This is a genomic window from Plantibacter sp. T3, assembly GCF_902506515.1.
Classification (GTDB): Bacteria; Actinomycetota; Actinomycetes; order Actinomycetales; family Microbacteriaceae; genus Plantibacter; species Plantibacter auratus.
This window is the reverse complement of sequence record NZ_LR733286.1, coordinates 292,548-307,448: the sequence shown is the minus strand read 5'-3', so window position 1 is coordinate 307,448 and position 14,901 is coordinate 292,548. Positions and strand designations below refer to the sequence as shown.

13 protein-coding genes are annotated in these 14,901 nt (G+C 69.7%); 5 read left to right on the top strand and 8 right to left on the bottom strand.

Annotation, left to right across the window (positions count from 1 at the left end):
• Positions 1-136 precede the first annotated feature (136 nt).
• From GV015_RS01485 to GV015_RS01475, 3 genes are all read left to right on the top strand, one after another.
• A complete protein-coding gene (locus tag GV015_RS01485; protein WP_236555282.1) occupies positions 137-1,555 on the top strand; it encodes an FAD-binding oxidoreductase in 1,419 nt (472 codons plus the stop codon).
• Positions 1,556-1,612: 57 nt separating this feature from the next.
• Positions 1,613-2,662 carry a biotin/lipoate A/B protein ligase family protein gene (locus GV015_RS01480; RefSeq protein ID WP_079706437.1) on the top strand — a complete coding sequence of 350 codons (1,050 nt, stop codon included), beginning with the start codon at positions 1,613-1,615 and terminating at the stop codon, positions 2,660-2,662.
• A gap of 91 nt (positions 2,663-2,753) precedes the next feature.
• Positions 2,754-3,299 (top strand): HEAT repeat domain-containing protein, encoded by a 546-nt coding sequence (locus GV015_RS01475; protein ID WP_159876117.1) that lies wholly within the window; start codon positions 2,754-2,756, stop codon positions 3,297-3,299.
• A 72-nt stretch (positions 3,300-3,371) separates the two neighbouring features.
• On the opposite strand, the gene GV015_RS01470 is transcribed toward GV015_RS01475, so the two are convergent.
• The 3 genes from GV015_RS01470 to GV015_RS01460 form a co-directional block, all read right to left on the bottom strand.
• Positions 3,372-3,872: a hypothetical protein gene (locus GV015_RS01470; protein ID WP_079706439.1), complete on the bottom strand. Its 501-nt coding sequence runs from the start codon at positions 3,870-3,872 to the stop codon at positions 3,372-3,374.
• Positions 3,873-3,911: 39 nt separating this feature from the next.
• On the bottom strand, positions 3,912-4,832 hold the full coding sequence (gene ppk2, locus GV015_RS01465; RefSeq protein WP_124767589.1) for a polyphosphate kinase 2: 921 nt from the start codon (positions 4,830-4,832) through the stop codon (positions 3,912-3,914).
• A 153-nt stretch (positions 4,833-4,985) separates the two neighbouring features.
• Entirely contained in the window at positions 4,986-5,279 is a 294-nt protein-coding gene (locus tag GV015_RS01460; RefSeq protein ID WP_159876114.1) for a GNAT family N-acetyltransferase, read from the bottom strand.
• Between the two features lie 70 nt (positions 5,280-5,349).
• Between GV015_RS01460 and GV015_RS01455 the strand changes: the two genes are divergently transcribed.
• On the top strand, positions 5,350-6,216 hold the full coding sequence (locus tag GV015_RS01455; RefSeq protein WP_159876112.1) for a site-specific DNA-methyltransferase: 867 nt from the start codon (positions 5,350-5,352) through the stop codon (positions 6,214-6,216).
• Between the two features lie 78 nt (positions 6,217-6,294).
• Here the strand turns inward: GV015_RS01455 and GV015_RS01450 are convergent, their stop codons facing one another.
• From GV015_RS01450 to GV015_RS01435, 4 genes are all read right to left on the bottom strand, one after another.
• On the bottom strand, positions 6,295-7,308 hold the full coding sequence (locus tag GV015_RS01450) for a LacI family DNA-binding transcriptional regulator (protein WP_159876110.1): 1,014 nt from the start codon (positions 7,306-7,308) through the stop codon (positions 6,295-6,297).
• A 137-nt stretch (positions 7,309-7,445) separates the two neighbouring features.
• Entirely contained in the window at positions 7,446-8,894 is a 1,449-nt protein-coding gene (locus GV015_RS01445) for a GH1 family beta-glucosidase (RefSeq protein ID WP_159876108.1), read from the bottom strand.
• Positions 8,895-9,197: 303 nt separating this feature from the next.
• On the bottom strand, positions 9,198-10,994 hold the full coding sequence (locus GV015_RS01440; protein WP_079706445.1) for an MDR family MFS transporter: 1,797 nt from the start codon (positions 10,992-10,994) through the stop codon (positions 9,198-9,200).
• Between the two features lie 109 nt (positions 10,995-11,103).
• Positions 11,104-12,198 (bottom strand): alpha/beta hydrolase, encoded by a 1,095-nt coding sequence (locus tag GV015_RS01435; RefSeq protein WP_159876106.1) that lies wholly within the window; start codon positions 12,196-12,198, stop codon positions 11,104-11,106.
• An 81-nt stretch (positions 12,199-12,279) separates the two neighbouring features.
• Here GV015_RS01435 and GV015_RS01430 point away from each other — a divergent pair, with 81 nt between their 5' ends.
• On the top strand, positions 12,280-13,131 hold the full coding sequence (locus tag GV015_RS01430; protein WP_236555281.1) for a M15 family metallopeptidase: 852 nt from the start codon (positions 12,280-12,282) through the stop codon (positions 13,129-13,131).
• A gap of 150 nt (positions 13,132-13,281) precedes the next feature.
• On the opposite strand, the gene pgm is transcribed toward GV015_RS01430, so the two are convergent.
• Complete coding sequence (gene pgm, locus GV015_RS01425; protein WP_159876104.1) at positions 13,282-14,901, bottom strand: phosphoglucomutase (alpha-D-glucose-1,6-bisphosphate-dependent); 1,620 nt, start codon at positions 14,899-14,901, stop codon at positions 13,282-13,284.

Here is a 14,901-nt window from a genome sequence, read left to right as displayed (position 1 = left end):
AGCGCCCGCCCCGGTCCGTGAGCGCCCGCCCCGGTCCCTGAGCCTGTCGAAGGGCAGCGAACGCCACCACCCGGTGACAAGCTCAGAGGCCGCGGGGTACAGTCGCGGCACCCACACTCGACGCAGAGGAGACCCGGTGACCTCGGACGGACCCACCTACAGCCACCGCAGACGGAACTCGGCGGAGCGCATCGCGCGGTCGCTCGCGGGAGCGAGCACGGTCCCGTACTGGCTCGACAGCCCTGATCGGCCGTCGCCGGAGCCTCGACTCGTCGGCCAGGTCACGGCGGATCTCCTGGTCGTCGGTGGCGGCTATTCCGGACTCTGGACGGCGCTCATCGCCAAGGAGGCCGACCCCTCGCGTGACGTCGTGCTCATCGAGGGCAAGGAGGTCGGCTGGGCGGCGAGTGGCCGGAACGGCGGCTTCTTCGAGGAGAGCCTCACCCACGGCGTCGACAACGGCGAGCGCCACTTCGCCGACGAACTGCCGGAGCTCGATCGCCTGGCGGACGAGAACTTCGACGAGTTCGTCGCCACGCTCGACCGCCTCGGGATCGACGCCGAGTTCGAGCACACGGGTGTGCTCACCGTCGCGACCGAGCCGCACCAGGTGGACGCGCTGCGCGAGGTGTCGGGGGACGGTGTGTTCCTCGATCGCGAGGCCGTCCAAGCGCTCGTGCATTCGCCGGTGTACCTGGCTGGTCAGCGGGAGTGGAAGAGTACCGCGCTCGTCCACCCGGCGAAGCTCGCCTGGGGTCTGAAGCGCGCGTGCATCGAGCTCGGCGTGCGGGTCTTCGAGCACACCCCGGCGACCCGGCTGCGGCGCTCGGGCGACGGCGTCGCGGTGACCACGAAGCAGGGCGGGGTACAGGCTCGGCAGGTCGCGCTCGCCACAAACGGCTTCCCGTCGCTCCTCAAGCGCACGGAGCTGCTGACGATCCCCGTGTACGACTACGTGCTCATGACCGAGCCGCTCTCGCCGGAGCAGCTCGAGAGCATCGGGTGGACCGACCGCTTCGGCATCGCCGATTCGAGTCGTGAGTTCCACTACTCCCGCCGGTCAGCCGACGACCGCATCCTCTACGGCGGCTTCGACGCGGTCTACCACCGGGGTGGCAGGATCCGACCGGAGCACGATCAGCGCCGCGAGACGTTCGAGACCCTCGCCGACCACTTCTTCACGACCTACCCGCAACTCGACGTCCGGTTCACCCACGCGTGGGGCGGCATGATCGACATGTGTTCGCGGCTCTCGGCGTTCCAGGGCACGGCCCTCGGCGGACGCGTCGCCTACAGCGCCGGGTTCACCGGACTCGGGGTCGGCGCGACGCGCTTCGGGGGGAAGGTCATGCTCGATCTGCTGAGTGGCGAGTCGACCGAGCTGACCCGCCTGAAGATGGTGCGGTCCAAACCGATCCCCATCCCGCCGGAGCCCATCGCGAACCCTGCGATCCAGACCGTCCGCCGCGCGGTCGCCCGTTCCGACGCGAACGAGGGCCGCGACGGCCTGCTCCTGAAGGTCATGGACCGCTTCGGCATCGGCTTCGACTCCTGACCTGGTTCGACGCCCCTTCCGGGGAATCCGGACGCCGTCCAGGAATAGGCTGGGGGCATGCATGGTGAGTACAAGGTCCCGGGTGGCAAGCTCGTCGTCGTCGATCTCGAGGTGGTCGACGACCGCATCGCGGACTTCCGTCTCGCCGGTGACTTCTTCCTCGAACCCGACGACGCGCTCGCGCTGATCGACCGCGCCGTCACCGGGCTCCCCGCCACCACGGACGCCGCAGGCCTCGCCGCCGCCATCCGCGGCGCTCTGCCGGAGGACGCCGTGCTCCTCGGGTTCACGCCCGAGGCGGTCGCGACGGCCATTCGCCGCTCCCTCGCGAAGGCGACGGGCTGGGGCGACTACGACTGGCAGCTCATCCATGAGGGCTCGGTGTCGCCGCAACTCCACCTCGCGCTCGACGAGGTGCTGACGAACGAGGTCGGCGAGGGCCGCCGCGGTCCGACGCTCCGCATCTGGGAGTGGGACCAGTCGGCGGTCGTCATCGGCAGCTTCCAGTCGCTCAAGAACGAGGTCGACCTCGACAACGCGAAGGCGAACGGCTTCGAGGTCGTCCGCCGCGTCTCCGGCGGTGGCGCGATGATGATGCAGCGCGGTGGCATCATCACCTACTCGCTCTACGTCCCGGCCGAGCTCGTGAACGGCATGACCTTCGCCGACTCCTACGCCTACCTCGACGACTGGGTGCTCGTCGCCCTCCGTTCGCTCGGCATCGAGGCGACGTACCAGCCGCTCAACGACATCACGAGCCCGTCGGGCAAGATCGGCGGTGCCGCGCAGAAGCGGCTCGGGAACGGCGCCGTGCTGCACCACGTCACGATGAGCTACGACATGGACGGCGAGCTCATGACCCAGGTGCTCCGCATCGGGCGCGAGAAGCTCAGCGACAAGGGCACCACCTCGGCCGCCAAACGCGTCGACCCGCTCCGCAGCCAGACCGGGCTCTCGCGGGCCGAGATCATCGACCGCATGAAGGACACCTTCGTCGAGATCACCGGCGCGACCCCTGGCCACGTCACGGATGCCGAGCGTGCCGCCGCCGAGCAGCTCGTCACCGACAAGTTCGCCACCGACGCCTGGCTCACCCGCGTCCCGTAGCCTGCCGCAGCCCGCGAACTGTCACCAGTGGCGGGTGTGCGGCTGCATCACCCACCGTTGGTGACAGCTCGCGGGCTAGGGTGGGGGGACGATGACAGCGCAGAACGAGACACCCGACCCGTCGACCCCCGCCACGCAGGCCTCCCTCGAGCAGCGGCTCGCCGACGCGGTGGCCGCCGAGAGCGAGACCCGGGTCGTCGAACGCTGCGTGTCCCTCCTCGCCGGTCGCTACGAGGGTGAGGACTTCCTCCGCGTCGTCGGCGGACACCACGCCGAGGGCATCCTCGGCGGAGCGCCCGCGCTGTACTGGCCTGAGCTCTGGGGCACCCGCGCCCTGCTGCACGTGTGGGACGACTCGGCCACCGCGCCCGTCGTCGGAGCACTCGGCAACCAGGCCTGGCGCGTCCGCGAGATGGCCGCACGCGTCTGCGCCGAACGCCGCATCGGCGACGTCGCCGCGATCGCACCACTGCTGAGCGACGACCACGCCCGCGTGCGCGCAGCCGGAGCCCGGTCGCTCGCCGTCGTCGGTGGTGAGGACGCCAAGCCGCTCCTCGAGGCGCTCCTCCGCGACCCCGACCGCGAGGTCCGTCGCGCCGCGCAGCAGTCCGCGAAAGCGCTCGCCGCTCGCCGCTGACCTCGCGAGGGGGCCCGAACGGTCGGTCCCGGACGCTCGGCACCAGCCATTCGGGACCCGTCGCGGGCCGGACTAGTGGGTGCCGGCCTCGAGCAGGATGATCACGATCCCGAACAGGGCCGTCGCGACACCGCCGAGGAGACACCACCACCAGCGTGACCCGCGCACCACGAACGCCGCGCACCCGAGCACGAAGAGCATCAGCGTCGACACCTGCAACGCCAGGATCACGGCGTGCTCATGGCTGAGCACGCCGGCGACGCCGAACACGAGCGGGATCGTCGGAAGGACGGCGGACAGGAGCATCCCGGACGACTCCTGGAACCCGTGCCTGATCGACGCGCCGAGCGTCACCAACGCCTCGTGTCGGTCGTCACCGTGGTGCGCGAGGGCGGCCGAGTAGACGTGCGCGAGCCAGAACACGATGAGGGTCAGCGCACTCGTGATGAGCACCTGCTCGACGTCGTCCTCCTCGTACACACTCGACGCGCCGACGAGGCCGGCGTAGACGACGGTGCCGTAGATCGCGCTCGAGGAGGTGAGGCGTCGCAACGGTGACGGTTTCGGCTGCATGATCCAGAGGATAGCGGGCGCTGCGGCCCGGCGTCCGGTTCAGTCGCCGAGGTTGCGCTCGCCGCGTTCGTAGACCGAGGCCGCGGGCCCGACGATGTTGGTGTCGGGCGTGCCGACGACCTCGTGGTCCTTGTTGTCGTAGTCGAAGCGGTGCAGCACATGTCGCATCGCCTCGACCCTGGCGCGCTTCTTGTCGTTGCTCTTGACGATCGTCCACGGGGCGTCGGCCGTGTCCGTCGCCTCGAGCATCGCTTCCTTCGCGCGGGTGTAGTCGCCCCACTTGTCGAGTGAGGCGAGGTCCATCGGGGAGAGCTTCCACTGCCGGACCGGGTCGACCTGGCGGATCGCGAATCGCGTGCGCTGCTCGTCGGCGGAGACGGAGAACCAGAACTTCACGAGGTCGACGCCGTCGCCGACGAGCATCTGCTCGAACAGCGGGGCCTGGCGCATGAACTCGTCGTACTGCGCCGGGGTGCAGAACCCCATCACGCGTTCGACGCCCGCGCGGTTGTACCAGGACCGGTCGAACAGCACGATCTCGCCGGCGGCCGGCAGGTGTTGGACGTAGCGCTGGAAGTACCACTGCGTGGACTCGCGGGTGGTGGGCTTCTCCAGCGCGACGACGCGGGCGCCGCGCGGGTTGAGGTGCTCCGTGAAGCGCTTGATCGTGCCGCCCTTGCCGGCCGCGTCGCGTCCCTCGAACACGACGACCAGCCGACGGTCGTTCGCCTTGATCCAGTTCTGCAGCTTCAGTAGCTCGATCTGGAGCAGTCGCTTGTCGCTCTCGTACTGCTCTCGCGACATGCGCTCGGCGTACGGGTAGCCCTCGCGCCACGTGTCGATGTGGCTGCCGGAGGCGTCGAGCAGGATGGGGTCGTCGTCGTCGACGTCGACCACCTGGTAGCCGTCGACCTGGTCGAGTGCGGGCGGCGGGGCGTAGTGCGAGACGAGCTGCTGCATGGTCGGGACGCTAGTCCCCGCGCGTAACCGTCAGGTGGCCGGTGGGTGACGCGCTGGTGGCGGTTCACAACTCATGACGCGTCCGGCGTGTCAGCGCCGAGGACGGGCCTCCGATCGAGACGCGCCTGGGTGACCCTGAGTTGTGAACGGTGGCTAGCCGGCTGAGCGGGTGAGGAGGTCCTGACGCTCGGGGTGCGCGTCGAACCACTCGCCCACGTACCAGCACATCGGCACGATGCGCCGCTTGCTGTGCTGCTCGACGTCGTCGACCGCGTAGGCGACGAGGTCACCCGCGTACCCCTTGCCGCGGAAGGGCGGCGTGGTGAAGGTGCGCGGGAACGAGATCGAGTCGCCGGAGATGCGGTAGTCGACGACGCTCACCAGCTGGCCGTCGACGTGCATGGTGTAGCGCTGGGCATCGGTCTCGTTGGCGAACTCCGTGGTCATACGCGGTACAACGCGCGGGGCCGATCGTTCCTTCCCGGGTGTGCGGGCTGCTGGCTGCCAGAATAGGCACATGTCCCTCGCCGCAGCAGCCGATGAAGTGCCGCTGCGATGGACCCCGGACGGCCCGGACCTCGTCCTCGAGGGCGACAACCTCGACGTTGTGGCGCAGCTGCCCGACGAGTCGTTCACGCTCATCTACCTCGACCCGCCGTTCAACACCGGCCGCGTGCAGCGTCGTCACTCCTCGACCTCGGTGCGGACGGCCGAGACGGGGGTGAACCGTTTCGCCGGCTTCAAGGGGCAGGCGTACGAGCGCATCCGCGGCGACCTCCGACGTTTCGACGACGCCTTCGACGACTACTGGGGCTTCCTCGAGCCGCGTCTCGTCGAGGCCTGGCGTGTCCTGGCCGCCGACGGCACCCTCTACCTCCACCTCGACTACCGCGAGGCGCACTACGCCAAGGTGCTCCTCGACGCCCTCTTCGGCCGGGAGTGCTTCCTCAACGAGATCATCTGGGCCTACGACTACGGCGCGAAGGCGCAGAGCCGCTGGCCGACGAAGCACGACACGATCCTCGTCTACGTGAAGGACCCGAAGGGGTACCACTTCGACAACGCGACCGTCGATCGCGAGCCCTACATGGCGCCCGGGCTCGTCACCGCGGAGAAGGCGGCGCGCGGCAAGCTGCCCACCGACGTCTGGTGGCACACGATCGTGTCGCCGACCGGTCGCGAGAAGACCGGGTACCCGACCCAGAAGCCGGAGGGAATCCTGCGTCGTATCGTGCAGGCGTCCTCCCGCGAGGGCGACTGGGTGCTCGACTTCTTCGCCGGCAGCGGCACGACGGGGGCGGTCGCGAAGTCGCTCGGTCGTCGTTACGTCCTCGTCGACGAGAACCCGCAGGCGCTCGAGATCATCCGCGCCCGCCTCTCCTAGCCCGCGAACTGTCAGTTCAGCACAGTCGCTACGCCCGGGACTGTCGTCTGGTGACAGTTCGCGGGCTGGCGGGGAGGGTCAGACGGAGGCGCGCGGGACGAGGCGGGTCGGCATCATCGTGACGCGCTCGACCGGCTCGCCCGCGAGGCGACGGACCAGCACCCTCGCCATCTCGGCGCCGAGGTCGACGGGCGACTGCGCGATCGTCGTAAGCGGCGGTGCGGCGGTCTCACCGTAGCGGTCGTCGTCGTAGCCCACGACGGCGATGTCGCCGGGGATCGTCAGGCCGGCCTCGCGGATGACGGAGTACGCGCCGGCGGCCATCTGGTCGTTCGCGGCGAAGAGCCCGTCGATGGGTACGCCGCGCGCGAGGAGACGCCGCATCGCGGCAGCGCCGTCGGCCGGGGAGAAATCGCCCACCTCGACGAGGTCGTGTGGAAGACCCGCGAGCTCGAGCTCCGCACGCCACCCCGCGAGTCGGTCGACCCCACCCGGCATGTCCTGACGGCCCGCGATCGTCGCGATCCGCGTCCGGCCGGCCTCGATGAGGTGGCGGGCCGCGGTCCTCGCGCCCTCGACGTTGTCGACGTCGACGTACGTGCTGTCGACGACGTCGGCACCCATGGGGCGACCGCCGAACACGATCGGGAGCTCCCGGCCGAGTCGGGTGTACGAGTGGTCGCCACTGTGGTGCGACACGACGAGCGCGCCGTCGACGTTGCCGCCGAGCAGGTAGCGACGGGTCTTCTCGGAGTTCGCCTCACTCGCGATGAGGAGGTTGAGCGTGTAGTCGGTCTCCGCCAGTTCGAGCGCGACGCCCTGCACGACCGACGCGAAGAACGGGTCCGAGAACACCCGGGCGGTCGACTCCGGGACGACGAGCGCGATGACCTGGGTGCGGCGGGAGGCCAGGGACCGGGCGGCGCGGTTCGGGACGTAGTCGAGTGCGGCGATGGCCTCGTTCACGACGGCGACGACCTCGGCCGTGACCTTCGGTGAGCCGTTCACGACCCGCGACACGGTCGCGCGGGAGACGCCCGCGCGGGCCGCGACCATCTCGAGCGTGGGGGCTCCTTGACCGGACTGCATCATCGTCCCCTTCCGAGCGGGTGAGCGTGTCGAGTGCAGTGTATCGCCGGGCGTCTGGACATCCGTGGCCGGTGCCGCTCCTCAGGAGGTGACCGGCGTGTCGCGTCCCCTCGATCGCGACACGCCGGAGTGTTCCTGCGTCAGGGAAGCTCCGCCACGGCGGGCACCACACGCGAGGCGGCGATGCGGCGCGCGTACGCGAGTCCGCTGTCCTTGATCGTGCGCTCCTGCGTGTCGTAATCGACCCGCACGATGCCGAACCGCTTGTCATAGCCGTACGCCCACTCGAAGTTGTCGAGCAGCGACCAGACGAAGTAGCCGCGCACGTCGGCACCGTCGGCGATCGCGAGTTCCACCTGGTCGATGTGGTCCTGGATGAAGGCGTCGCGGTCGACGTCGTGGATGCGGCCGTCCTCCGCGACGACGTCGTCGTAGGCCGCACCGTTCTCGGTCACGTACAGCGGCGGCAGCGTCGGGTACTCGCGGCCGAGCCGGACGAGCAGGGTGCGGAGGCCGGCGGGGTGCACCTCCCAGTCCATCGCGGTGCGCGGGAGTCCGCGGCTCGGGAAGGAGATGTCGGGCGAGGCGAGCCAGGGCGAACCGGCCTCGCGCTCGGTCGCGCCGGAGTGGCCGCCGTCGGCGCCGGAGTCGTCGGGGTGACCCGACACGAGGTCGTCGTGGTAGTGGTTGACGCCGAGGAAGTCGATCGGGGCGGAGATGGTCTCGAGGTCGCCGTCGTGGACGAGCGTGTCGAGGCCGAGGCCTTCGAGGTCGTGGGCGACGTCGGCCGGGTACGCGCCGAGGACGATCGGTTCGAGGAAGATGCGGTTCATGATCCCGTCGACGCGGCGGGCGGCGTCGACGTCGGCCGGGTCGGTGGGGTCCGCCGGGATCGCATTGGTGAGGTTGAGGGTGATGCCGATCTGCTCGGCACCGAGCTCGCGGAGGCGCGTGGTGGCCAGGCCGTGGGCGAGGTGCTGGTGGTGGATGGCGGCGAGCGCGGCGGCCTCGTCGCGGCGGCCGGGTGCGTGCACGCCGACCGCATAGCCGAGCAGGGAGGAGCAGAACGGTTCGTTGAAGGTCGTCCAGTGCTGGACGCGGTCGCCGAGCGCCTCGTAGGTCGCCTCGGCGTAATCGACGAAGCGCAGGGCGGTGTCGCGGTTCGTCCAGCCGCCCTGCTCCTCGAGCGTCTGTGGGAGGTCCCAGTGGTACAGGGTGAGCCAGGGGAGGATGCCGGCGTCGAGGAGCTGGTCGACGAGACGGCTGTAGAAGTCAAGGCCGGCGGGGTTGACGTCGCGGTCGCCCGGCTTGATGCGCGCCCAGCTCGTGGAGAAGCGGTAGGCGTCGAGGCCCAGCTCGGACATGATCGCGACGTCGCCGGCGGTGCGGTGGTAGTGGTCGACGGCGACCTCGAGGTCGTCACCGTTGGCGATCGCGCCGGGCACCCGGGCGAAGGCGTCCCAGATGGAGTCCTCCTTGCCGTCCTCGTGCGCTGCTCCCTCGACCTGGGCGGCCGCGGTGGCGGAACCCCAGAGGAACGGCGGCAGGATCAGGGCCGGACGGGTGGTGGGCTGGGGGGCGTGCGTCATCGAAGCTCCTCGTGGCTGGGTGCACGCCCATGCTATCGCCTGCTGAGAGCGCTCTCATGCTGGTGTCAGATGTGGGTGGGGTGTGGCGCCAGTGCGGTGCGCTGACGCGAGCGCGGGTCTGCGGCGTGAGCGCGCCCCTCCGGAGGGGCGCGCTCACGCGCTGGGGTCGCGGTGACGCCGATTCGACAGCGGTCACGTCAGCGCACCGCGCTGACACCCGGATGGCCCGTCAGCGCGGTGCGCCGGCGGCGGTCACCCCGCGCTCACGTCAGCGCGGTGCGCTGGCAAGCCGACGAACGACGGTCAGCGACGGGCGGACGGATCGACGACGCGGTTGCTCGCCGTGTCGGGTGACAGCTGCGACCCCGCCAGCTCGGCGGCACGCTGGGCGGCGAGCGACAACTCGTCCTCGGCGTCCTCCGCAGCCTGGGCGTCGGTGCGCTCCTGCAGCGCGGACTTCGCCCGCAGCGGCGGCGCCTTGAGGAACCAGCTCAGCACGAACGCGACGGCGACCACCGCGAAGCTCACCCAGAACACGGTCACGGTCGCATCCGCGAACCCCGTGAGGAACGGCGCGGCCAGGTCGTGGTTCGCACCGACGAGGAACGAGGTGTCGCCGTCGAGCGCGGAACCGGCCGAGCCGCTGTTCTCCTGCGCCCGCTGCAGCACCTTGAGGATGCCCTCGTTCGCCGGGTCCGACAGCACGGCCGGGTCCTGCGCCGCAGCCCGGACCCGCTCGCTGAGCGTCGGGTCGGCGAACGCCGCCGCGATGGTCGTCGGGATCCGCGTGTAGAGCACGGAGAAGATCACGGCCGTGCCCAGCGTTCCACCGATCTGACGGAAGAAGGTCGACGAGCTCGTCGCCACCCCGATGTCGCGTGCCTCGACGGCGTTCTGGCTCGCGATCGTCAGCGTCTGCATCAGCTGGCCGAGTCCGAGGCCGACGAGCAGCATGCCGCCCATCATCCACCAGACGGGCTTGTCGGCCGTCGCGAAGCTGAAGTAGAAGAAGCCGCTCAGGAGCAGGAAGGTCCCGACGATCGGGAACGCCTTGTACTTGCCGGTCCGCGCGATGATCTGGCCGCTCGCGATCGACGAGATCATGAGGCCGAGGATCATCGGCAGCATCAGCAGGCCGGACTCGGTCGGCGTCGCACCCTCGACGAGCTGCAGGAACAGCGGCACCGTCATCATCGCGCCGAACATGCCGAACCCGACGAGCACGCCGAGGATGGTGGCGACCCGGAAGGTCGAGTTCTTGAAGAGCTTCAACGGGATGAGCGCATCGTCGCCCATGGCCCGTTCGACGAGGATGAACCCGATGATGCCGGCGACCCCGATGGCGTAGCAGGCGATGGACCCGGCCGAGGCCCAGCCCCAGATGCGGCCCTGCTCGGCGACGAGCAGCAGGGGCACGACGGCGAGGACGACCGTTGCGGCGCCCCACCAGTCGATGCGGACGCTGTGGCGGGTGTGCGGGATGTGCAGGAAACGGAGGACGATCGCGAGCGCGATGACACCGATCGGCAGGTTGATGAGGAACACCCAGCGCCAGCCGGTGATGAACAGCAGCTCGGGGGCACCGGCGAACAGGCCGCCGATCAGCGGGCCGATGACGCTCGAGACGCCGAAGACCGCGAGGAAGTACCCCTGGTACTTGGCGCGCTCGCGCGGGGCGAGCATGTCACCCATGATCGTCAGCGGCAGGGCCATGAGGCCGCCGGCGCCGAGGCCCTGGATGGCGCGGAAGATCGCCAGCTCGTACATCGAACCGGACATGCCGGCGAGGAGCGAGCCGATGAGGAAGATCGAGATCGCGATGATGAACAGCGGGCGGCGGCCGAAGATGTCGGACAGCTTGCCGTAGATCGGCGTCGAGACGGTGGAGGTGATCAGGTACGCGGTGGTGACCCACGCCTGGAGGGCCATGCCGTCGAGGTCGTCGGCGATCGTGCGCATCGAGGTGCCGACGATGGTCTGGTCGAGTGCGGAGAGGAACATCCCGGCCATGAGGCCGAAGATGATGAAGAGGATCTGCCGGTGGCTGAGGACGGGGGCGGATCCCGACGGCTCGGTCGAGGCGGGGGAACTGGATGACATGCGGTCTCGTTCGACTCTGGGCGCGCCGGTTTGCAGGCGCACCGACGTTGGGGATTTTGCGTAGTGTGCAAACTTACACCCGGCGCAAGTTCCGCGGCAACCGCTTCGGTCAGGGTGTGGAGGTCGGCGCTGCGTCGAGGTTCGCGTCGAGCGCCGCGAGGTAGTCCAGGGTGGCCGTGAGTGCCACGTGGGCGTCGTCGAGGTCGAGGTGGAACTGGTACTCGTGGGGGAGTGCCGGCTCGTGGTCCGCGGCCCAGAACAGCTTCGAGACGTCGACGCCGGCATCCTCGAGAGCCCTGCTCATCGGGACCGACTGCAACCAGGTGAGCGCGTCGCCGTTCCCGCCGGTGATGAAGGTCGGCGGGAAGTCGGCGGTGACGAAGTCGATCGTCGACATGAGCGCGCCGGTCGACGTCTCCGACCAGTCCTTCGTGCCCGCGTAGGCCCAGAGGGCGGTCTGGAGGCCCCAGGCGCCGATACCGTCGAGCTCGGCCATCGACGGCAGGTCGTAGACCCCGCAGTTGAGGATCGTCCCGACGAGCTGATCCGCAGCGATGCCCGGGGTCATGCCCGACAGCGTCGCGTAGTCGGGGTTGGTCGTGAGGACGGCGAGCTGGCTGGCGAGCTGCGATCCCGCTGAGTCGCCCGCGAGCACGAGGCGATCCGGGTTCCCGTTCCACTCGGCGGCGTGCTCCGAGATGTACGCGAGGGCGTCGTTGAGTTGGTTCACGGCCGTCGGATAGACGGCCTCGGGAGCGATCGTGTAGTTGACCGCGATCGTCGTGTACCCCGCTGCTGCGAGGATGCGGAGGTAGGGCTCGACGTTGCCCTTCTCGCCGGAGATCCAGGCGCCGCCGTGGATCCAGACGATCGTGGTCAGCGGTTCGGTGCCGTCCGCTGGGGTGAAGACGTCGAGGGTGGTGTCCACCTGTGGTCGGCCGCCGCTCGGTGCCGCGTACGCGATGTCGCGGAACTCCGTGAGCTTCGTGTCGGGGACGTACGGTTCCATCTCGGCGACCGTCGCAGCACCGCCGCGTTCGAACACCGAGCGGATGAGGAGCGCGGACGGCCACGGGGTGATGGCTGCGATGACCGCGACGACGAGGCCGAGACCGATCACGACGGCGGCCGCGGTCAGGAGCCGACGGAATCGCGGGCGCTTCCGGTGCGTCGGCGCGTGGTGTGCTGGCGTCCCTGCGGTCATGATCGGGCCCCTCGTCCGGTGTGCAAGCCTGTCGACAGTGTGGCAGAGGCGCATGCGCCGTGTCGCGGTTAGGCTCGACGTGTGACCGCAGTCCACCAGCCCTCCCACCGACGCCCGGTTTCGCGGCGCGTCCGACGCAACCGCGTGATCGCGTTGAGCGTCCTGGCCGCCGCGCTCGCGATCCTGCTCGTGGTGCTCGTCGTGAACATCGCCGGCGGCGCCACGCCCACCCCGGCCGCCGCCACGAAGACGCCGAGCGCGACCCCGTCCGTCACCCCGACACCGACCCCCACGCCGACGCCGACGGAGACGGTTCCGGTCGCGCCCCCAGCCCCGCCGGCGTTCGACAAGGCCGCCTACTCGATCGACGACCCGCTGAGCCCGTGGGTGGTCGTCAACAAGACCCGGCCGCTGAACCCGGTCGACTACACACCACCGGACCTCGTGTCCGTCCCCGTCGCCCACACCTGGGACCCGCTGTTGCGTGCCGAGGCCGCCGCCGCGATCGTGCAGCTGTTCGACACCGCCTCGGCAGAGGCCGGCCTGTCGCTCGCTTCGAACAGCGCGTACCGCAGCTACTCGAGCCAGGTGTCGGTGTACAACAGTGAACCCGACGACTCGACGACCGCACGCCCCGGCTACAGCGAGCACCAGACCGGCTGGACGATGGACATCGGTGCCGAGAGCGGCAACTGCTCGCTCAACACCTGCTTCGGCGACACGGCGGAGGGGCAGTGGCTCGCCGCGAACGCCTACCGCTTCGGGTTCCTCCTGCGGTACCCGGCCGACAAGGTCGACGTCACCGGCTTCTCGTTCGAGCCATGGCACTACCGCTACATCGGCGTGCCGCTCGCGACCGAGATGCACGACACGGGCGTGACGACGCTCGAGGAGTTCTTCGGGCTCCCGGCGGCTCCCGGGTATCTGAACTAGCCCTTCGACAGGTTCAGGGACCGGGGCGGAGCGGGCTCAGGGAAGAGCGGTCACTGAGCCTGTCGAAGTGCGCCCTTCGACAGGCTCTGGGGCCGGGTGTCGACTCAGGGACCGCCCGTCGACAGGCTCAGTGACGAGGGGTGAGGGCGCCTAGGCGCCGAGGGCGGCGTCGACGATCTGCTTCGCCTCCGCCTGGACGAGCTTGAGGTGCTCCGCGCCCTTGAACGACTCGGCGTAGATCTTGTAGACGTCCTCGGTGCCGGACGGACGAGCGGCGAACCACGCGTGCTCGGTCACGACCTTGACGCCGCCGATGGCCGCGTCGTTGCCCGGCGCGTGACTGAGCTTCGCGACGATCGGGTCGCCGGCGAGCTCGGTCGCCGTGATGGCGTCGCCGTCGAGCTTGCCGAGCCGCGCCTTCTGTTCCTTCGAGGCGGCGGCGTCGACGCGCTCGTACACGGGGTCGCCGAAGCGCTCGGTCAGCTCCCGGTAGAGCACCGAAGGGGTCTTGCCCGTCACGGCGAGGATCTCGGCGGCGAGCAGGCAGAGGAGGATGCCGTCCTTGTCGGTGGTCCACACCGAGCCGTCGAAGCGGAGGAAGCTCGCGCCGGCGCTCTCCTCGCCACCGAAGCCGACCGAGCCGTCGACGAGACCGGGAACGAACCACTTGAAGCCGACCGGGACCTCCCAGAGCCGGCGTCCGAGGGATTCGGCCACGCGGTCGACGACCGACGACGACACGAGGGTCTTGCCCACGGCTGCGTCCTCGCGCCAACCCGGCCGGTTCGCGTAGAGGTAGTCGATCGCGACGGCGAGGTAATGGTTGGGGTTCATGAGCCCGGCGTCGGGCGTGACGATGCCGTGGCGGTCCGCGTCGGCGTCATTGCCGGTGAGGAGGTCGAACTCGTCGCGTCGTGCGACGAGCGCCGCCATGGCGGAGGGCGACGACGGGTCCATGCGGATCTTGCCGTCCCAGTCGAGCGTCATGAACGCCCAGGCCGGGTCGACGTGCGGGTTCACGACGGTGAGGTCGATCTCGTAGCGGTCGGCGATCGCCTGCCAGTAGTGGACGCTCGCGCCGCCGAGGGGGTCGGCACCGATGCGGATCCCGCTGCGCTTGATGGCGTCGAGGTTGATGATGTGCTTCAGGTCGTCGACGTAGTTGCCGCGGAAGTCGTACGTCTCGACGGCAGACGGTTCCGCCATCTTGACGTCGTGCAGCCCACCGGCGATGAGCTCGTTGGCGCGGTTCGCGATCCAGGAGGTCGCGTCGGAGCCGGCAGGTCCGCCGTGCGGGGGGTTGTACTTGAAGCCGCCGTCGGCCGGCGGGTTGTGGCTGGGCGTGACGACGATGCCGTCCGCCTGGTCGCCGTTGCCCTCGGCGTTGTACTTGAGGATCGCGTGGCTGAGCGCGGGGGTCGGAACGAAGTCGTCGAACTCGTCGACCAGGACGCGCACACCGTTGGCGACCAGGACCTCGAGGGCCGTCGTCTGCGCCGGCCCGCTGAGCGCGTGGGTGTCGGAGCCGATGAAGAGCGGCCCGGTGATCCCCTGGCTCGCGCGGTACTCGACGATCGCCTGCGTGGTGGCGGCGATGTGGTCCTGGTTGAACGCGGTGTTCAGCGAGGAGCCGCGGTGGCCGGAGGTGCCGAACACCACCCGCTGCTCGGGGATCGAGACGTCCGGCTTCAGCGTGTAGTACGCGTCGATGAGCGACGGGACGTCGATCAGATCTGCTTCGGTGGCGGGGGTACCTGCGCGATCGTTCAT